The organism is Ciceribacter sp. T2.26MG-112.2 (genome assembly GCF_900492205.1).
GTDB lineage: Bacteria > Pseudomonadota > Alphaproteobacteria > Rhizobiales > Rhizobiaceae > Allorhizobium > Allorhizobium naphthalenivorans_A.
Genome location: NZ_UEYQ01000002.1, coordinates 217519 through 237588, shown reverse-complemented (window position 1 = coordinate 237588; position 20070 = coordinate 217519). Strand labels below are relative to the sequence as shown.

Sequence of the window (20070 nt, the reverse complement as noted above, 5' to 3'; positions counted from 1 at the left end):
AAGGAACCCCTCATGCCCAAGCATCAAGGCTTTCCGGCCGGACTGCTCGGCACCCAATGGCAATTCACCATCCGAAGGGCCAACCCCAAGGTCACGCCACTGACCGCCTGGCCGCGCCACCGCACCATGGACAAGTCCGTGGCGCTCGCCGACATCGAATTCGTCCAGGCGCTCTGGCGCCATTTCGGCACGGAACCGTTCCAGCGCGGAAACCTGGATGGCGAACGGCTCTGCCGCTTGTTCGGGCGCGAAGTGCTGCCGGCGGAACGGGCCTTCGACCCCGCCTCGTATTTCGCCCTGCTGAAACTCAATGCAAGCCTGGCGCGGAAGAACTTCCCGCAAGCCTTCGAAGACACAATGGAAGCCGGAAAGCCATGATCAAGAAACTTCTGATCGCCAACCGTGGCGAAATCGCCTGCCGCGTCATCAAGACCGCTAGGAAGATGGGCATCAAGACGGTCGCCGTCTATTCCGACGCCGATCGCGACGCGCTGCACGTCAAGATGGCCGACGAGGCCGTTCATATCGGTCCGGCGCCGTCCAACCAGTCCTATATCGTCATCGAGAAGATCCTCGAGGCGATCGCCAAGACCGGCGCCGACGCGGTCCATCCCGGCTACGGCTTCCTCTCGGAAAACGCCGTGTTCGCCGATGCGCTGGCCAATGCCGGCATCACCTTCGTCGGCCCGCCGGTCAATGCCATCCAGGCGATGGGCGACAAGATCACCTCGAAGAAGCTCGCTGCCGAAGCCGGCGTCTCCACCGTTCCCGGCCATATGGGCCTGATCGAGGACGCCGACGAAGCCGTGAAGATCTCCGACCAGATCGGCTATCCGGTGATGATCAAGGCGTCGGCCGGCGGCGGCGGCAAGGGCATGCGCATCGCCTGGAACGCCGAGGAGGCCCGCGAAGGCTTCCAGTCGTCGCGCAACGAGGCCAAGAATTCCTTCGGCGACGACCGCATCTTCATCGAGAAGTTCGTCACCGAACCGCGCCATATCGAGATCCAGGTGCTCGGCGACAAGCACGGCACGGTGCTCTATCTCGGCGAACGAGAATGCTCGATCCAGCGCCGCAACCAGAAGGTCATCGAGGAGGCCCCCTCGCCCTTCCTCGACCCCGCCACCCGCAAGGCCATGGGCGAGCAGGCCGTCGCGCTCGCCAAGGCCGTCGGCTACCACTCCGCCGGCACGGTCGAATTCATCGTCGATGGCAAGCAGAACAAGTTCTACTTCCTGGAGATGAACACCCGCCTGCAGGTCGAACACCCGGTCACCGAACTCATCACCGGCCTCGATCTCGTCGAGCAGATGATCCGCGTCGCCTCGGGCGAAAAGCTGTCCTTCGGCCAGGACGACGTCAAGCTCAACGGCTGGGCGATCGAAAGCCGCCTCTATGCCGAAGATCCCTACCGCAACTTCCTGCCGTCGATCGGCCGCCTCACCCGCTATCACCCCCCGGTCGAGGGTGTTCAGGACGACGGCACGATCGTGCGTAACGATACCGGCGTCTATGACGGCGGCGAGATCTCGATGTACTACGACCCGATGATCGCCAAGCTCTGCACCTGGGCGCCGGATCGTCTTTCCGCGATCGACGCCATGTCGAAGGCACTCGACAATTTCGAGGTCGAAGGCATCGGCCACAACCTGCCCTTCCTCTCGGCCGTGATGCAGCAGGAGCGTTTCCGCTCCGGCAAGATCACCACCGCCTATATCGCCGAGGAGTTCAAGGACGGCTTCACCGGCGTCGCCCCGGACGAAGCCTCCGCCCGCAAGCTCGCCGCCATCGCTGCCGTCATCAATCAGACGCTGCAGGAGCGCGCCGTCGCAATTTCCGGCACGATCGGCAATCACCAGCGCAAGGTCGGCCGCGACTGGGTCGTCACGCTCGCCGGCCATGAATTCCCGGTCACGCTGTCCACCGGCGTCGACGGCATGGCCGTGGCCTTCGCCGACGACGGCAAGTGCGCCGTCACCGGCGGCTGGCAACCCGGCCAGCTGCATTCGGTCTTCCATGTCGACGGCGAGGCCGTCGGCGTGAAGATCAATCTGCTCGGCCCGGCCATTCGCCTGCGTTGGCGCGGCATGGACGTCACCGCCCGCGTGCGGTCGCCGCGCGTCGCACAACTCGCCAAGCTGATGCCGGAAAAGCTGCCCCCGGATACTTCCAAGATGCTGCTCTGCCCGATGCCGGGCGTCATCACCTCGGTCGCCGTCAAGGAAGGCGACCAGGTCGAAGCCGGCCAGGCGCTCGCCACCGTCGAAGCGATGAAGATGGAAAACATCCTGAAGGCCGAGAAGCGCAGCGTGGTGAAGAAGATCGCCGTCAAGGCCGGCGAAAGCCTCGCCGTCGACGGCCTGATCATGGAGTTCGAATAACCGTCCCGTCCACTTCTCCCCCGCGGGGAGAAGTGCCGAGCGAATGCGAGGCGATGAGGGGGCCACGGGCACCGTGCTTCGCCCCTCATCCGCCTGCCGGCACCTTCTCCCCGTGAACGGGGAGAAGGCCGAAGCGACAAGGCTTGCGCCACCCTCTCCCCGCCCGCGGGGAGAGGGCAGGGTGAGGGGCAAAAAGTAACACTAGCCGTCGGCGCACAGCCCACACGGAGCAGGGAGAAAACCGGATGACCGAAAAGACCATCAAGGACTGGGAAGCACTGGCCGAGAAGGAACTGAAGCGTCCGGCCGACACGCTGACCTGGCACACGCCGGAAGGCATCGACGTCAAGCCGCTCTACACGGCGGACGACCTCGCCGGCATCGACCATCTCGGCTCTCTGCCAGGCTTTGCCCCCTTCGTCCGCGGTCCGCGCGCCACCATGTATGCCGGCCGTCCCTGGACCATCCGCCAATATGCCGGCTTCTCCACGGCGGAAGAGAGCAACGCCTTCTACCGCAAGGCGCTCGCCGCCGGCCAGCAGGGCGTCTCGGTTGCCTTCGACCTCGCCACCCATCGCGGCTATGACAGCGACCATCCCCGCGTCGTCGGCGATGTCGGCAAGGCGGGCGTGGCGATCGACAGCGTCGAGGACATGAAGATCCTGTTCGACGGCATCCCGCTTCAGGACATCTCCGTCTCGATGACCATGAACGGCGCGGTCATCCCGATCCTCGCCAATTTCATCGTCACCGGCGAGGAACAGGGCGTTTCGCGCGACAAGCTTTCCGGCACCATCCAGAACGACATCCTCAAGGAGTTCATGGTCCGCAACACCTATATCTACCCGCCGGCCCCCTCGATGCGCATCATCGCCGACATCATCGAGTACACGGCGAAGGAAATGCCGAAGTTCAACTCCATCTCGATTTCCGGCTACCACATGCAGGAAGCCGGCGCGACGCTGGTGCAGGAGCTCGCCTTTACGCTCGCCGACGGCCGCGAATATGTGCGCGCCGCGCTTGCAAAGGGCCTCAACGTCGACGAGTTCGCCGGCCGCCTCTCCTTCTTCTTCGCCATCGGCATGAACTTCTTTATGGAGGCCGCCAAGCTTCGCGCCGCGCGCCTGCTGTGGACCCGCATCATGCAGGAATTCGAGCCTAAGAAGGCATCGTCCCTGATGCTGCGCACCCACTGTCAGACCTCCGGCGTCTCGCTGCAGGAACAAGATCCCTACAACAACGTCATCCGCACCGCCTATGAGGCACTGTCGGCGGCGCTCGGCGGCACCCAGTCGCTGCATACCAATGCGCTCGACGAAGCCATCGCGCTGCCGACCGATTTCTCCGCCCGCATTGCCCGCAATACCCAGCTCATCCTGCAGAACGAAACAGGCGTCACCAAGGTCGTCGACCCGCTCGCCGGCTCCTACTATGTCGAAAGCCTGACCAATGAGCTGGCGGAAAAGGCCTGGGCCCTGATCGAGGAAGTCGAAGCCATGGGCGGCATGACCAAGGCCGTCGACGCCGGCCTGCCCAAGCGCCTGATCGAGGAGGCCGCGACCCGTCGCCAGGCCGCCGTCGACAAGGGCGAGGAAGTCATTGTCGGCGTCAACAAGTTCCGGCTGGAAAACGAAGACCCGATCGACATCCTCGACATCGACAATACCGCCGTGCGTACTTCGCAGATCAAGCGCATCGAGCAGACCCGCCGCCAGCGAGACCCCAAGGCGGTGGAGACTGCGCTCGCCCGCATCACCGATTATGCCCGCACCGGCCAGGGCAATCTCCTGGAAGCCGCCGTCGAGGCTGCCCGGGCCCGCGCCACCGTCGGCGAGATCTCCGACGCCATGCGCGCCGTCTATGGCGACCATGCCGCGACCCCCATCGTCGTGCACGACATCTACGGCAAGGCCTATGAAGGCGATCCGGAAATGCAGATGCTGTCCGGCCGCCTGAACGATTATGCGAAGAAGGCCGGCAAGCCACGCATCATGGTCGCCAAGCTCGGCCAGGACGGCCACGACCGCGGTGCCAAGGTAATCGCCTCGGCCTTTGGCGACATCGGCTTCGAGGTCGTCGCCGGTCCGCTGTTCCAGACCCCGGACGAGGCCGCCGATCTCGCGGTCGCGGAGAAGGTTCAGGTCGTCGGCATGTCCTCGCTCGCCGCCGGCCACAAGACGCTCGCCCCGCAGCTGGTCGAGGCGCTGAAAGCCAAGGGCGCCAAGGACGTGATCGTCGTCGTCGGCGGGGTCATTCCGCGCCAGGACTACGACTACTTGATGCAGCACGGCGTCTCGGCCGTCTTCGGCCCCGGCACCAATGTCATGGAAGCGGCCCGCACCGTACTCGACCTGATCGAGGGGCGCCTGCGCAACGCCTGAGGCGTCAGCCCACCGCTCCGATGACCGGACGCCCGACGGCGGGGCGTCCGGTGAAGGCTTCCGCCTGGCCGCTGACCACGCCGCGCAGGAATTCGATCACGGTCCGCACTCGCGCCACCTGCCTCAGATCGTGATGGCAGGCGATCCAGTAATGGCGGCAGAGGTCGATCTCGTCTTCCAGCACCACCTGTAATTCCGGATAGCGCTCGGCAATGAAGATCGGCAGCACGCAGAGCCCCAGCCCGCTGCGGGTCGCGGTCAGCTGGGCGAAGATGCTGGAACTCTGGAAGTGCGGCCGGATGCGCGGATGGATGTCGCCCAGATAATCCAGTCCCGGCGCGAAGATCATGTCCTGGATATAGCCGATGAAGGCATGTTCCAGCAGTTCGTCGCGGTTCTTCGGCGCGCCGCGCCTGGCGATGTAATCGCGCGTCGCATAGATCTTCAGGTGATAGTCGGTGAGCTTCTCGGTAAAGTAGGGCCCGCCCTTCGGCGGATCGAGGACCACTGCGACGTCGGCCTCCTTGCGTGACAAGGCCATGATCTGCTGGATCGTCACCAGTTCGAGCGAGACGTTCGGGTGCCGAGTGGTGAAATCCGGTAACATGTGCGTGAAGAAGAAGTTCGAAAACCCCTCCGGCGCCGACAGCCGCACCACCCCGCGCTGCGCCGTCGGCCCGCCCGCGAGATCCGCCTGCAACCGCTCCGTCTCCTGCTCGATCTTCTCCGCCGTTTCGACGAAGCGCTGGCCCATGACGGTCAACACGTAGCCGCGCGGATTGCGCTCGAACAGCTTGACCTTCAGCGCGAACTCCAGCCGGTCGATCCGCCGCGAGACCGTCGCATGGCTCGAACGAAGCTGTCGTGCGGCGGTCGACAACTGTCCCGTCCTCGCCACGGCGAGGAAGAATTGCAGGTCGTCCCAGGTGAAATTGAAATTGCTCATGCAGCCCCCGTCTGTTCAAAAATGAACAGAGCCTGTTTGCATTTAGTCAGGAACTCCGCTTGCGTCAACGGGAGCTTTCCGGGATCATGCCTCCCTGACATGCTGCTCTGAGGAGGACAGCTGGTCAATTTTGAACAGGTTCGCGACCTGCACTCTGGGAGGAGATCAAATGCGCAACAAGCTCATCGCGTCCATGGCCATGGTTCTGGCATCGAGCACGGCGGCCTTCGCCGAGCCGTCCGACGGCAAAGTGAAGATCGGCATCCTGAACGATCAGTCCGGCGTCTATGCCGACTTCGGCGGCAAGTTCTCCTACGAGGCCGCCAAGATGGCCGTCGAGGATTACGGCGGCAAGGTGCTCGGCGTTCCGGTCGAAGTGGTCACCGCCGACCACCAGAACAAGCCCGACATCGCGTCCAACATCGCCCGCCAGTGGTATGACACCGAACAGGTCGACACCATCATGGAACTGACCACTTCGTCGGTCGGTCTCGCAGTCCAGGCGCTGTCCAACGAGAAGAAGAAGATCACCATCAACACCGGTGCCGCTTCGACCGAACTGACCGGCAAGCAGTGCACCCCTTACGGCTTCCACTGGGCCTACGACACCTACGCCCTTGCCGTCGGCACCGGCGGCGCCATGGTCGAACAGGGCGGCGACAGCTGGTTCTTCCTGACCGCCGACTATGCCTTCGGCTACTCGCTGGAAGAAAACACCGGCAACTTCGTCAAGGAAAAGGGAGGCAAGGTGCTCGGCGCCGTGCGCCATCCGCTGGCGACCACCGACTATTCCTCGTTCCTCCTGCAGGCCCAGTCGTCGGGCGCCAAGGTCATCGGCCTTGCCAATGCCGGCATGGACACCCAGAACGCCATCAAGCAGGCAGCTGAATTCGGCATCGTCGCCGGCGGCCAGCGCATGGCGGCGCTTCTCTTCACGCTTGCCGAAGTCCACGGCATCGGCCTTGAAGCCGCGCAAGGGCTGACGCTCACCGAAGCCTTCTACTGGAATCGCGACGACGAAAGCCGCGCCTTCGGCAAGCGCTTCTTCGAGCGCACCGGCGCCATGCCGAACATGGTCCATGCCGGCACCTATTCCGCCGTCACCTCCTACCTGAAGGCCGTCGAAGCTGCAGGTACCGACGAAACGGAAGCGGTTTCCGCCAAGCTTCATGAACTGCCGATCAACGACGTCTTCGCCAAGGGCGGCAAGGTCGCCGCCAACGGCCGCATGATCCACGACGTCTACCTGATGGAAGTGAAGAAGCCGGGCGAAAGCGATGTCGCTTGGGACTATTACAACGTCCTGTCGACCATCCCCGGCGACGTGGCTTTCATGGACCCGGCCAAGTCCGGCTGCCCCCTGGTCAAGTAAGCAACCGAAGAACGCGGACAGATAAATGAGCAATGATCCTGTGCACCAGCAGGACGAGCCGCGGGTGGTCCTTTCCGCCCGCGGCCTTGGCAAGGATTTCTTCGGCTTCACCGCCGTGAACAATGTCGATCTCGACGTCCACCACGCCCGTATCCATGCCCTGATCGGGCCGAACGGCGCCGGCAAGACGACGGTGTTCAACCTCCTGACCAAGTTCCTGCAGCCCACCCGGGGAAAGATCACCCTTCTCGGCACCGACATCACCAACACCAAGCCCGACAAGATCGCGCGCATGGGCATGGTGCGGTCGTTCCAGATTTCGGCCGTCTTTCCGCACCTGACCGTGCTCGAAAACGTCCGCGTCGCCCTCCAGCGGCCGAATGAACTGGCCATACAGTTCTGGCTGCCGCTCTCTTCGCTCGACCGCCTCAACGGCCGGGCGGAGGTCCTGATCGACGAACTGGGGCTCACCCCCTATCGCGACACCCGCGCCGCCGACCTGTCCTATGGCCGCAAGCGCGTGCTGGAAATCGCCACGACGCTGGCCCTCGACCCGGAAGTCCTGCTGCTCGACGAGCCGATGGCCGGCATGGGCCAGGAAGACGTCCGCATGGTCGCCGACATCATCCGCGAAGTCGCCCGTCATCGCGCCGTGCTGATGGTCGAACACAATCTCTCGGTCGTCGCCGACATCTGCCACCACGTCACCGTCCTGCAGCGCGGCGAGATCATCGCCGAAGGCGACTACGCCACCGTCAGCCAGGATCCGCGGGTGCGCACCGCCTATATGGGCACGGAGGACTAATGGCACCGCTTCTCAACGTCGCCGGGCTCCAGGCCTGGTATGGCGAAAGCCACGTTCTTCATGGCGTCGATCTCTACGTCAATGAAGGCGAAATGATCTGCATCCTCGGCCGCAACGGCATGGGAAAGACCACCACGCTCAGGACCATCATGGGCATCCTGCGCAAGCGCTCGGGCGAAATCACCTTCGCCGGCCAGGACATGATGTCGGTCCCGCTGCACAAGTCGGCCCGCGCCGGCCTCGGCTTCGTGCCGGAAGAGCGCGGCATCTTCGCCACGCTTTCGGTCGAGGAAAACCTGATGCTGCCGCCGGTGGTCGCCAAGGGCGGGATGAGCCTCGAAGAAATCTACGAGCTCTTTCCCAATCTTGAGGAGCGCCGCAACAGCCCGGGCACCAAACTGTCCGGCGGCGAACAGCAGATGCTCGCCATGGCCCGCATTCTGCGCACCGGCGCCCGCTGCCTGCTGCTCGACGAGCCGACCGAGGGTCTCGCTCCGGTCATCATCCAGCGCATCGGCGAAGTCCTGGTCAAGCTCAAGGAGCGCGGCATGACCGTCGTGCTCGTCGAACAGAACTTCCGCTTCGCCTCCAAGATCGCCGACCGCTTCTACCTCATGGATCACGGCCAGATGGTCGCCGAATTCCCGGTTGGCCTTCTGCCCGAGCGCATGGATATGCTCAACAAGGTTCTGGGGGTCTGACACCATGATGATGATTTTCGGAATTCCCCTGCACGCCTTCCTGGGCCAGCTTCTCATCGGCTTGATCAACGGCTCGTTCTATGCGCTGCTCAGCCTTGGCCTGGCGGTCATCTTCGGCCTGTTGCGCGTCATCAACTTCGCCCATGGCGCGCAGTACATGCTCGGCGCCTTCGTCGCCCTGCTGCTCCTGACCAAGGGCGGTGCCAGCTACTGGGTGGCGCTGGTTGCTTCGCCGATCATCGTCGGCCTGGTCTCGGCGGCGATCGAACGGACCATGCTGTCGAGGCTCTACAAGCTCGACCATCTCTACGGCCTGCTCTTCACCTTCGGCCTGGCGCTGACGATCGAGGGCACGTTCCGCTATTTCTTCGGTGCCTCCGGCCAGCCCTATCCTGCGCCATCGCAGCTTCAGGGCGCCGTCAACCTCGGCTTCATGGTGCTGCCGATCTATCGCGGCTGGGTCGTGGTGCTCTCCATGCTCGCCTGCCTGGCCACCTGGCTGCTGATCGAGAAGACCAAGCTTGGTTCCTATCTGCGCGCCGCGACCGAGAACCCAGTCCTCGTCCAGTCCTTCGGCATCAACGTGCCGCTGCTGCTGACGCTGACCTATGCGCTCGGCGCCGCCCTTGCCGCCTTTGCCGGCGTGCTCGCAGCCCCGATCTACCAGGTCTCGCCGCTGATGGGGACGAATATCATCATCGTCGTCTTCGCCGTCGTCGTCGTGGGCGGCATGGGCTCGATCATGGGCGCGATCGTCACCGGCTACATGCTCGGCATTGCCGAGGGTTTGACCAAGGTCTTCTACCCGGAAGCCTCCAACATCGTGATCTTCGTCATCATGGCAATCGTACTGATCCTGCGTCCGGCAGGCCTGTTCGGGAAGGATGTCTGACATGTCCCACCACGCACCCGCCGTTTCGGACGCCAACACCGTCTCCGCCCATCCGCAGGCCTCTCTGCTGCGCTACGGCCTGCTCGCCGTCATGCTGGCCCTGCTGCTGGCGGCGCCCTTCCTCGTCTATCCGATCTTCGTGATGAAGCTTCTGTGCTTCGCCCTCTTCGCCAGCGCCTTCAACCTGCTGCTCGGCTATACCGGCCTCCTGTCCTTCGGCCATGCCGCATTCTTCGGCGGCGCGGCCTACTTCACCGCCCATGCGGTCAAGGAGTGGGGCGTCCCGCCAGAGGTCGGCATCCTGATCGGCATGGCCGGCGCGGCCGTGCTCGGCCTGCTGATGGGGCTAATCGCGCTCCGCCGCCAGGGCATCTACTTCACCATGATCACGCTGGCGCTGGCGCAGATGTTCTACTTCTTCTGCCTCCAGGCCGAGTTCACCCATGGAGAGGACGGCATCCAGTCGGTGCCGCGCGGCCATCTGTTCGGCTTCATCGACCTGTCGGTGACGACCAACATGTACTATTTCGTGCTCGCCGCCTTCCTCATCGCCATGGCCGTGATCTGGCGCTTCATCAACTCGCCCTTCGGCATGATCCTCAAGTCGATCCGCGAGAACGAGAACCGCGCCATCTCGCTCGGCTATTCGGTGGTGCACTACAAGCTCGGCGCCTTCGTCATGTCGGCGGCACTCGCCGGCTTGGCCGGCGGGATCAAGGCCCTGGTCTTCCAGTTCGCGACGCTCACCGACGTGACCTGGCAGATGTCGGGCGAAGTCGTGCTGATGACCCTGCTCGGCGGCATCGGCACCATCATCGGCCCGATCTTTGGCGCCGGCCTGGTTGTCGCGCTGCAGAACTTCCTCGCGACCTCCGACTTCCCCGTGACGGTCATCACCGGCGTGGTCTTCATGGTCTGCGTTCTGCTCTTCCGTCGCGGCCTCGTCGGCGAGTTCTACGGCTCGCGGATCGGCCGCAAGCTCGGCTTCGACCACCGCGTCTGATCGCGGCTGCCGACAGCCTGAACAGTGCTTTGAAATTGCGAAATGACAATTCCCGGCCCCTGGGCCGGGAACGGTGTCCCTCGGGGTAAAGACATGGAAAGCTACGACTATATCGTCATCGGCGCCGGCACCGCCGGCTGCGTCATGGCCAACCGGCTGGCAGCCGATCGGTCGACCCGCGTGCTCCTGCTGGAGGCCGGCGGCAGCGACAATTACCACTGGGTGCACATCCCTGTCGGCTATCTCTATTGCATCAACAATCCGCGCACCGACTGGTGCTTCACCACCGCCAAGGAAGAGGGCCTGAACGGCCGCTCGCTGAGCTATCCGCGAGGCAAGGTTCTGGGCGGCTGTTCCTCGATCAACGGCATGATCTACATGCGAGGCCAGGCCTATGACTACGACCAGTGGCGCCAGATGGGCTGCGAAGGCTGGGGCTGGGACGACGTCCTGCCGCTGTTCCGGAAATCGGAAGACTTCTACAAGGGTGCCGACGAGATGCACGGCGCCGGCGGCGAATGGCGGGTGGAAAAGGCGCGCGTCCGCTGGGCGGTGCTCGAAGCCTTCCAGCAGGCGGCCAAGGAGGCCGGCATTCCCGAGACCGCCGACTTTAACCGCGGCAGCAACGAGGGGTCCGGCTATTTCGACGTCAACCAGCGTTCCGGCATCCGCTGGAACACCGCCAAGGCCTTCCTGCGACCCGCCGTCAAGCGCGGCAACCTCACCGTCCTCACCAAGGCGCATGTCAAGCGCCTGATCATCGAGAACGACACGGTGACCGGCGTCGAGGTCCATCACGACGGCGTGACCAAGCAGTTCTCGGCTAGGCGCGAGACGGTGCTGTGCGCCGGCGCGATCGGTTCGCCGCATATCCTCGAGCGCTCCGGCATCGGCCGCGGCGAGGTGCTGAAGAACGCCGGCATCGAGGTGAAGAAGGACGTGCGCGATGTCGGCGAGAACCTGCAGGACCACCTGCAGCTTCGCCTCGCCTTCAAGGTGACCGGCGTGCCGACCTTGAACGAGAAGGCCACGAGCCTGATCGGCAAGGCGTCGATCGGTCTCGAATACCTGCTGAAGCGCTCCGGTCCCATGGCCATGGCGCCGAGCCAGCTCGGCATATTCACCCGTTCCGGGCCGGAAAAGGAAACGCCCGACCTGCAATATCACGTCCAGCCGGTGACGCTTGAGAAGTTCGGCGAGCCGGTGCATCCCTTCCCGGCCGTGACCGCCAGTGTCTGCAACCTGCGGCCGGAAAGTCGCGGCTCGGTCCACGCGACGGCACCAGACTTCGCCGCCCAGCCGGTGATCGCACCGCACTACCTCACCGCACCGGCCGATCGCGAGGTGGCGGTAAAGGCGATCCGGCTGACCCGCAAGATCGCCAGCCAGCCCTCCTTCGCCCGCTACAATCCGCAGGAATTCAAGCCCGGACCGACCTACGAATCCGACGAAGATCTCATGCGCGCCGCCGGCGATATCGGCACGACGATCTTCCACCCGGTCGGCACCTGCCGTATGGGTGCGGACGAGGGAAGCGTCGTCGATCCGCGGCTCAAGATGCGCGCGCTGAAGCGGCTTCGGATCGCCGACGCCTCGATCATGCCGACCATCACCTCCGGCAACACCAATTCGCCGACCATCATGATCGCCGAGAAGGCGGCCGAGATGATCCTTGCGGACAATCGCTGACGCGAAAGACAGGAGAGAGACATGGCCACTATCGCATTCATCGGACTGGGCAATATGGGCGGCCCCATGGCTGCCAACCTCGTCAAGGCAGGACACACGGTGAAGGGGTTCGACCTCTCGGCCGACATCCTCAAGTCGGTTGCCGCCTCCGGCGTGACGCCGGCAAGCTCGATCGAGGAGGCGACCTCTAGCGCCGATACCGTCGTCACCATGTTGCCGAAGGGCGCGCATGTCCTCTCCGTCTGGAGCAATCTCGCCTCGGCGGTGAAGTCTGGCACGCTGCTGATCGATTGCTCGACCATCGACGTCGAAAGCGCGCGCAAGGCGCATGAGCTCGCCGCCGACGCCAACTGCCTTTCGCTCGACGCGCCCGTCTCCGGCGGCACGGGCGGTGCCGCAGCCGGCACGCTCACCTTCATGGCCGGCGGCAGCGACGGCGCCTTCGACCGGGCCAAGCCCGTGCTCGAGGCCATGGGCAAGAAGATCGTTCATTGCGGCGGCAACGGCGCCGGACAGGCGGCGAAGATCTGCAACAACATGATCCTCGGCGTTTCGATGATCGGTGTCTGCGAGGCCTTTGCGCTCGGCGAAAAGCTGGGGCTGAGCCACCAGGCATTGTTCGACGTCGCCTCGACCTCGTCCGGCCAGTGCTGGTCGATCAACACCTATTGCCCGGTCCCCGGCCCCGTGCCGACTTCGCCGGCCAACAACGACTACAAGCCGGGCTTTGCCGCAGCCCTGATGCTGAAGGATCTGAAGCTGGCGCAGGAAGCAGCGCTAGCCGCCGGTGCCGCCACCCCGCTCGGCGCGGAGGCCGCACAACTGTTCGACCTGTTCGACAAGCAGGGCCATGGCGGGCGCGATTTTTCCGCCATCATCGAGATGCTGCGCGGCTGAGTCTCCTCCCTCGCCCGCACGCAAACGGCCGACGGAAGCGCTTCCGTCGGCCGTTTTACATTCAAGGGGGTGGAGGAGTACGACTCTGGGGGGGTGGGGTCGTCGTACTCCTCCCGCGATGCCTATCGAGGTCATGGCCGTCCGGCATGGGGCAGCGGGACGGCGCCGATAGGCATCGCGACGGTCCCATACGAGATGGGACCGATGGCGTGACTATCAGGATTTCGAAGGTCGCGGGCGCACCGCGTCGGTCGCTCGGACGGCGCACAGAATGCGCAAGGGGCCGCGGACGGCCGAAGGACCGCGTAAGCGGGCAAAAATCGATCGATGCATGGATGCCGGGCATCGCCAGCTGAACTTCAGCAACGCCGTGATCGGCGACCTTGGGGTCGTCACGGGCCGTGAAGGCGAGAAATCACTCGCGTCCGCCATGATCGCGGACCCTGTTGTGCACGTCATGTGCCTCATCCCCATGTTTCATCATCCGCTACGTCATGCGCGGAGTTCCATCCGGAACAGAGCAAGGGTTAGGCCCCAAATCTAAACGAAGGGTAAATGCGGTCGATTCTTCCCCCGCATTTACGTTTCCGAAACGCAAAGGTTCCGGGGCGGGCGCGGGCGCCTTTGCAGGATGCGGATCAGCGATCGTCGGCGGCCATGGCGCCGAGCAGCTTGGGCAAATCGCCGAAGCGGGCGACGAGACCGAAAATGAGCGCCGCGACCACGACGAACAGGATCGTCACCGAGGCCATGGTCGGCGTATAGCCGTAGCGCAGGGCATTGAAGATCTTGATCGGCAGCGTCTCCATGGTGAAGCCCACCGTCATGTAGGCGACGATGTATTCGTTGAGCGACAGCACGAAGGCAAAGGCATAGCCGGAGACCAGATAGGGCCGGATCAGCGGCAAAACGACGGTGCGGAACACCGTCCTGTCATCGGCGCCCATGGTCGCCGCCGCCTCGACCAGCGAGCGGTCGATGGCGGAAAAGCCGAGCGACAGTGTCACCAGCGGCAGCGTGACGAAGAAGATCGCATGCCCGATCACCGCCGTCCACGGTTGGCCGTAAAAGCCCGTGGTGGCCCAGAAGGTCAAAAGCCCGAGCGCCGTGATGACCGGCGGTAGGGTGAACGGCGCGATGCCGAGCACCTGGAAGATGTTGGCCCAGGGCGCGATACGCCGCCACAGGAACCAGGCGAGCGGCAGGGCAATCGCCACCGCAAGCGCCGCCGAGGCGAGCGCCAAACCCACCGAGGCGAAGAAGGCCGAGCGCCAGCCTGTGTCGGTGAAGATCGCACCGTACCAGGCGAGCGAAAAGCCCTCTGGCGGGAAGGTCAGACTCTGCTTCTCGTTGACCGAGACCCCGGCAACGACGACGATCGGGGCGGCGAGAAAGATGCCGATCAGGCCAAAGTAAAGGCGGGTCAGGACCGTGTTCATGCCGTCTCTCCCTTGCGGCCGACAAACAGCGTCAGCGCCACCATGCCAAGCGTGACCAGCACCAGGAAGACCGCCATGGCGGCCGCAAACGGCATGTTCGACTGATAGATCGCCTGGTCGGTGATCAGCACCGACAGCGTCCAGTGCTGCGGACGCCCGAGGATCTGCGGCAGAAGGTAGGAGCCGAGCGCGAAGATGAAGACCATGATCAGCGTGGCGAGAATGGTGTTCCTCAGGGCCGGGACGACGACGGTGAAGAAGGCGCGGATCGGCGAGGCGCCGAGGGTTCGCGCCGCTTCGGTCAACGTCGGGTCGAGCCGAACCAGCGCCGGATAGAGCACCAGCACGGTATAGGGCAGCGCCTGATAGGCCATGCCGGTGAGCACCGCGCCGAAATTCGGCATCAGCGCGACCGGCTTCTCCATCAGCCCGATCATCACCAGAAGATTGGTGATGCCGGCCGTGCGCGAAAACAGCGTCGACCAGGCAAAGCCGATGATGACCTCGGAGAGCGACAGGATCGACAAGAGCGCGACCAGCCATAAAACCTGCGCCTTGCGCGACATACGGGCGAGAAGATAGGTGAACGGCAGGCCGATCACGACGCAGACCACGGCGACCGCGATCGCCAACATCAGCGAGAAGCCGAGCACGCCGGCGAAGAACGGGCTGATGAAGCGGGCATAATTGTCCAGCACGAAGGCCGGGGAGTAAAAGCCGGCCGGATTGCGCTGGAAGAACGAGACCGCGATCATCGTCGCGAACGGCACAACGAAGAACAGGATCAGCATGGCCGCCGGAAAGGCGAGCGGCGCATAGTCGAGGGCTTTCTGCGGCGGTTCGCGTCTCATGCGGCAAGCACCACGGCTGTTGCGGGATTGATCACCACGCCGACCTCCTGTCCCACCGAAACCATCGGCCGCTCGCGCGGCGTCGAAACGGCCACCACTTCGGCGCCGGCCACGTCGACGAAGGTTTCGATCGTGCCGCCCAGATCGCGGATGAAAGTCACGCGGCCGGTCAACCGCCCCTCGCCCGGCGCCGACAGATGAATGTCTTCCGGCCGGACCGACAGACTTGCTGTGGACTGGCCCGCAGGCGGGGCGAAACCCGCGACCGCCTGGCCGAGCACCAACGTGCGCCCGCCCTCCACGGTAAGGGGCAGGAGATTGGTGGAGCCGATGAAGTCCGCGACGAAGCGATCGGCGGGCTTGCGGTAGATCTCGATCGGGCTTGCTGCCTGGCGGATTTTGCCACCGTTCATCACGACGACGGTGTCGGCCATGGTCATCGCCTCGCGCTGGTCATGGGTGACGACGATGGTGGTGATGCCGAGCTGCTGCTGCAGCTTGCGCAATTCGACCTGCATGGCCTCGCGCAGCTTGGCGTCGAGCGCCGAGAGCGGCTCGTCGAGCAGGAACAGTTTTGGCGAAATGGCGAGCGCCCGGGCGATCGCCACCCGCTGGCGCTGGCCTCCGGACAGCTTGGTAACGGGCCGGTCGGCATAACCGGTGAGATGGATCATGTCGAGCAATCCCTCGACCCGTTTCGCCTGCTCCTCGCGACCGATACCGCGGATCCTCAAGGGATAGGCGATGTTTTCGCCGACGGTGAGGTGCGGAAACAGCGCCAGCGACTGGAACACCATGCCGAGATTGCGCTTGTGGGTGGGGACCGTGGTGATGTCCGTGCCGTCGAGCACGATCGAACCGGCGCTCGGCTGTTCGAGGCCGGCAATCATGCGCAGAAGAGTGGTCTTGCCACAGCCGGACGGGCCGAGCAGGCAGACGAAACACCCTTCCGGCACCGAGAGCTGCGCCTGATCCACGGCCGTGAAGGGACCGAATTGCTTGGTGATGGCGTTGAGGGTCAGACCAGACATTCTGTCTCCGAGATAACTATGGGCAATGGAAATCAGGCCCTGTCTGCCCCGGCGGCGCTCTTCCATCAAGGAAAAATTGTTGCGCGGTCGATTCGAGGCGCGAGCGGGATACTCGCTTTCTCAGCATGCGGAAGGGCAAAAATCTGCCCCAAGTTCACCCTGTCGGGCACCTCGCCCCCGTGGGCGGGGAGAAGGAAACAGGCCGTAAGCCCTACCGTTCCCCTCTCCCCGCAAGCGGGGACGAGGGGAACGGCGAGGGGCAATTTTATCCTCAGCCGACGATCAGTTCGGTCCACTTCTGGTTCAGCCAATCCGACTTGGTCTGGTAGAGGTCATAGCGCGGAACGATCGGATCGATGTCGGACGACACGGCGGCAAATTCCTCCGCCGTCAGGTCGAGCAGCTCGCGCTTGACGGTCGGAGCCGTGCCGACCTTGCGCGACAGCGTTGCCTGTATCGACGGCTGGCACATGTAGTCGATGAAGACATGAGCCTCTTCCGACTTCTGCGAAGCACGCGACAGCGCCCAGCAGCCCGAATCCATGATGCCGCCTTCCTTGGGGAAGGTCGAGCGAACCGGATGGCCGTCGGCGGCGGCAAGACCGGTGACGTCGTGGTAATACTGGCCCATCGGGATCTCGCCCGACTTCAGCGCTTGTTCAAACTGCGCTTCGTCACGATACCAGAGGCGGACGTTCGGCTTGACTTCGGCGAGCTTTTCGAAGGCCTTGAGGATGCCTTCTTCGGTGTCCAGGGCATTGGTGCCGCCGAAATGGGTCTTCGCCGTCACTTCCAGCAGGAAGGAGTTGGAAACCAGCGCCAGAAGGCCGAGCTTGTCGGCGTTCGCCGGGTCCCAAAGGGCAGCCCAGGAGGTCGGCGCTTCCTTGAACACGTCGGTATTGGTGACCAGCGTGATGTACCAGGCAACCGCACCGATGCCGGCCACACGGCCGTCCGGATACTTGTTGACGAAGGCGTCGATCAGGCCCGAGGCGTTCTTGATCTTGGCCATGTCGAGCGGGGTCCACAGCTCGGTAGACTGCCCCTTCAGCATGGAAACCTGCGACATCATCGAGACGTCGGCCGGGGCCTGGCCGGCCTTGGCCGCCTGTTCGAGCTGGACGAGCCAGGCTTCGCCGGTCGGCTCGGCGACGGATTCAACCGCGATGCCGGTTGCCTTGGTAAATTCCGGGAAGATGTTCTTGTCGAACGAATCCTTGAAATAGCCGCCATAGACGCCGACCTTGAGCGACTTATCCTGGGCCTTGAGGATCGACGGCATGGCGAGCACGCCGGCACCGGCGAGCGAACCGGCCAGCACGCCGCGGCGGCTGACGGAGGCATTGAGAATTTTCTTCATATTCCGTTCCCTTTTGTTGATTTGCTGCTTGTGAACTTGGGATGCGGGACGCTGATCGCGTCTCGAAGATGCGCGGCTCAGCGGCCCTTGATGGCCGGACTATAGACCATAAGGCTGAGGATTTCGAAGAGAACCTGCGCCCCGGCATGGGCGGTATTGTAGGTCGCGTCATATTGCGGCGCGACTTCCACCACATCGCCGCCGACCAGGTTCATGCCCTTGAGCCCACGGATCAGCTCAAGCACCTCGCGCGAGGTCAGTCCGCCCACTTCCGGCGTGCCGGTGCCCGGCGCGATGCTCGGATCGAGGCTGTCGATGTCGAAGGACAGATAGGTCGGGCCGTCACCGATGATCTTCTTCGCCTTCTCGATGATCGCAGGCATGCCGAGACCGGTGATCTCTTCGGCATGGATGACCGTCATGCCGGACTCGTAGGAGAATTCCCACAAATATTCGGCCGGACCGCGAATGCCGATCTGGATGGTGCGGGTTGGATCGAGCGTGCCGTCGAGAACGGCATTGCGGAAGGGACCGCCGTGATGGAACTTCGACTGGTCGAAGGGGCCGCCGGTATCGCAATGGGCGTCGATGTGGACGAGGCCCACCGGCCCATGCTTGCGGGCAATCGGCTTCAGGATCGATTGCGTGATCGAATGGTCGCCGCCGACCGACAGCGGCATGACGCCCGCCTCGACTATCTTCGACAGATAGCTTTCGATATCCTCGTGGCTGAGCTCCAGGCGGTAGCGGCTGGAGAACGGCACGTCGCCGATGTCGCCGACCTTGAGGTCGAACACGGGCGCGCAGTCCAGCACGTGATTGTAGGGACCGATGCGATCGATGCTGCGCAGCGCACGCGGCCCGAAGCGCGAGCCCGGACGGTTGGTGACGCCGAGATCCATCGGCACGCCGACGATCGCCACCTGCAGATCGCCGAAATCGGGGTCTTTCGGATCGACGGGATGATGCGGCGCCGACAGGAAGGTCGGAACGCCGGCGTAAGGCGCTGCACGCGTGCCGTTCCGGAAGATCTTCTCGCCCACCTTGGCGAACTTCGGATCGAAGATTTCGCCGGCATTGTCGCCGCCATATTTGGCGCGCAGTTCCGCAAGCTTCTTTTCATCGAACGTCATTTCGTCACCCTCTTCATCGGCACGACGGCGCAACCGGACGCCAGCGGCTTTTTATGCGGCAGATCGTCAACCTGCCTTTAATGTGAGCATTAATTCGCAAAGCCTATGGAAATGCAATTCACGATGTTATAGCAATCGCTGTGAGAAAAATTCACAGAGTCGAAGCTCCATGTCGAACCGCCTGCCGCCGCTCAATCCGCTCCGCGCCTTCGAGGCGGCGGCCCGGCGCGGCTCGATCTCGGCAGCCGCGCGCGAGCTGAGCGTCACCCATGGCGCGGTCAGCCACCAGATCAAGACGCTGGAGGAAACGCTGAAGGCGGCGCTGTTCGAGCGCGGCGGCAAGCGGCTGAAGCTGACGCCGCAGGGTGCACTCCTGCTGCCCGCCGTCTCCTCCGCCTTCGATGGCATTGCCGCCGCAACGGCCCTGATGAACCGGCCGTCGACCAGCGGACGCCTGCGCATATCCTGCGTGCCGGCCCTCCTGTCGCTCTGGCTCATCCCGCGGATGAACAGCTTCTCCGAACAATATCCGGAGATCAGCCTGACACTGACCTCGAGCAATGACGCCGAGCTGATCCATTCACCCGACATCGACGTCGCCATCCTCTATGGCCCCGGCGGCTGGCGCGACTGCTGGACGCGCCAGTGGAGCACGTTGCAGCTTTTCCCCGTCGCCTCGCCGACCCTGCTCAACGCCCGACCGCTGCGCTCGATCCGCGACCTGCGCGACCATGTCCTTTTGCATGGCGACGATGGCCGGGAATGGACCACCTGGCTTGCCGCCGCCGATCAGCTCGACATGCCGCGCGGGCGGGAGCATTTCATGAGCGATGCAAGGCTTTCGACCGAAGCCGCCCGCCATGGGCAGGGTGTCGCTCTGGGCGACAGCATCACTGCCTCCAGCCTGATTGCCGCCGGCGAACTGGTCATCCCCTTCGACCTTTCCGTGCCGGCATCCGACGCCTTCTATGTCGCAACCCGCAACGAGATGCGCGCGGCCCCGATCGTTCGCGTCTTCATCGACTGGTTGTTTGCCACGCTGGAAAACGAACGCAGTTCACAGATGAGCCCGGCGATCCGCCAGGCCGGCCGAGGCCGGGCGCCCCGCGCGCCGAAGGCACCGCCGACCCCTGCAACCAGCCTTTCCGACACCGGCCAGAGCGCCGAGCAGACCTCCTGAACAAACGAG

Annotated in this window: 17 protein-coding genes; 11 read left to right on the top strand and 6 right to left on the bottom strand. The window is 64.0% G+C overall.

Going from position 1 to position 20070, the window contains the following annotated elements:
• The first annotated feature begins 12 nt into the window (after positions 1-12).
• The 3 genes from DYZ14_RS04650 (at position 13) to scpA (ending at position 4762) form a co-directional block, all read left to right on the top strand.
• Positions 13-378 carry a hypothetical protein gene (locus tag DYZ14_RS04650; protein WP_445292268.1) on the top strand — a complete coding sequence of 122 codons (366 nt, stop codon included), beginning with the start codon at positions 13-15 and terminating at the stop codon, positions 376-378.
• Positions 375-2381: an acetyl-CoA carboxylase biotin carboxylase subunit gene (locus tag DYZ14_RS04645; protein ID WP_154719607.1), complete on the top strand. Its 2007-nt coding sequence runs from the start codon at positions 375-377 to the stop codon at positions 2379-2381. Before DYZ14_RS04650 ends, DYZ14_RS04645 begins: the two co-directional genes overlap by 4 nt.
• Before the next feature lie 245 nt (positions 2382-2626).
• The gene (gene scpA / locus DYZ14_RS04640) at positions 2627-4762 is read left to right on the top strand and encodes a methylmalonyl-CoA mutase (RefSeq protein ID WP_154719606.1); all 2136 of its coding nucleotides are present in this window, start codon (positions 2627-2629) and stop codon (positions 4760-4762) included.
• A 4-nt stretch (positions 4763-4766) separates the two neighbouring features.
• On the opposite strand, the gene DYZ14_RS04635 is transcribed toward scpA, so the two are convergent.
• On the bottom strand, positions 4767-5708 hold the full coding sequence (locus DYZ14_RS04635) for a LysR family transcriptional regulator (protein WP_154719605.1): 942 nt from the start codon (positions 5706-5708) through the stop codon (positions 4767-4769).
• Between the two features lie 169 nt (positions 5709-5877).
• On the opposite strand from DYZ14_RS04635, the gene DYZ14_RS04630 reads away from it, so the two are divergent.
• From DYZ14_RS04630 to mmsB, 7 genes are all read left to right on the top strand, one after another.
• A complete protein-coding gene (locus tag DYZ14_RS04630) occupies positions 5878-7080 on the top strand; it encodes an ABC transporter substrate-binding protein (RefSeq protein WP_154719604.1) in 1203 nt (400 codons plus the stop codon).
• A 25-nt stretch (positions 7081-7105) separates the two neighbouring features.
• On the top strand, positions 7106-7885 hold the full coding sequence (locus DYZ14_RS04625; protein WP_115669876.1) for an ABC transporter ATP-binding protein: 780 nt from the start codon (positions 7106-7108) through the stop codon (positions 7883-7885).
• Positions 7885-8586, top strand: a complete 702-nt coding sequence (locus DYZ14_RS04620) for an ABC transporter ATP-binding protein (RefSeq protein ID WP_115669877.1) — start codon at positions 7885-7887, stop codon at positions 8584-8586. The genes DYZ14_RS04625 and DYZ14_RS04620 overlap by 1 nt, the downstream gene beginning before the upstream one ends.
• Before the next feature lie 4 nt (positions 8587-8590).
• Positions 8591-9478, top strand: coding sequence for a branched-chain amino acid ABC transporter permease (locus DYZ14_RS04615; RefSeq protein WP_154719603.1), 888 nt, complete (start codon positions 8591-8593; stop codon positions 9476-9478).
• A 91-nt stretch (positions 9479-9569) separates the two neighbouring features.
• Positions 9570-10481, top strand: a complete 912-nt coding sequence (locus tag DYZ14_RS04610) for a branched-chain amino acid ABC transporter permease (RefSeq protein ID WP_232365440.1) — start codon at positions 9570-9572, stop codon at positions 10479-10481.
• Between the two features lie 93 nt (positions 10482-10574).
• Positions 10575-12170, top strand: a complete 1596-nt coding sequence (locus tag DYZ14_RS04605) for a GMC family oxidoreductase (protein ID WP_154719601.1) — start codon at positions 10575-10577, stop codon at positions 12168-12170.
• A 21-nt stretch (positions 12171-12191) separates the two neighbouring features.
• On the top strand, positions 12192-13067 hold the full coding sequence (gene mmsB, locus DYZ14_RS04600; RefSeq protein WP_154719600.1) for a 3-hydroxyisobutyrate dehydrogenase: 876 nt from the start codon (positions 12192-12194) through the stop codon (positions 13065-13067).
• Between the two features lie 638 nt (positions 13068-13705).
• Here the strand turns inward: mmsB and DYZ14_RS04595 are convergent.
• The 5 genes from DYZ14_RS04595 to speB form a co-directional block, all read right to left on the bottom strand.
• On the bottom strand, positions 13706-14506 hold the full coding sequence (locus DYZ14_RS04595) for an ABC transporter permease (RefSeq protein WP_154719599.1): 801 nt from the start codon (positions 14504-14506) through the stop codon (positions 13706-13708).
• Positions 14503-15357: an ABC transporter permease gene (locus tag DYZ14_RS04590; RefSeq protein WP_154719598.1), complete on the bottom strand. Its 855-nt coding sequence runs from the start codon at positions 15355-15357 to the stop codon at positions 14503-14505. The genes DYZ14_RS04595 and DYZ14_RS04590 overlap by 4 nt, the downstream gene beginning before the upstream one ends.
• Positions 15354-16388 (bottom strand): ABC transporter ATP-binding protein, encoded by a 1035-nt coding sequence (locus DYZ14_RS04585; protein WP_154719597.1) that lies wholly within the window; start codon positions 16386-16388, stop codon positions 15354-15356. Before DYZ14_RS04585 ends, DYZ14_RS04590 begins: the two co-directional genes overlap by 4 nt.
• A gap of 271 nt (positions 16389-16659) precedes the next feature.
• Positions 16660-17748 carry an ABC transporter substrate-binding protein gene (locus DYZ14_RS04580; protein WP_154719596.1) on the bottom strand — a complete coding sequence of 363 codons (1089 nt, stop codon included), beginning with the start codon at positions 17746-17748 and terminating at the stop codon, positions 16660-16662.
• A 77-nt stretch (positions 17749-17825) separates the two neighbouring features.
• Positions 17826-18881 carry an agmatinase gene (gene speB / locus DYZ14_RS04575; protein ID WP_154719595.1) on the bottom strand — a complete coding sequence of 352 codons (1056 nt, stop codon included), beginning with the start codon at positions 18879-18881 and terminating at the stop codon, positions 17826-17828.
• Positions 18882-19050: 169 nt separating this feature from the next.
• Here speB and gcvA point away from each other — a divergent pair, with 169 nt between their 5' ends.
• Positions 19051-20061: a transcriptional regulator GcvA gene (gene gcvA, locus DYZ14_RS04570; RefSeq protein WP_154719594.1), complete on the top strand. Its 1011-nt coding sequence runs from the start codon at positions 19051-19053 to the stop codon at positions 20059-20061.
• The last annotated feature ends 9 nt before the right edge of the window (positions 20062-20070 follow it).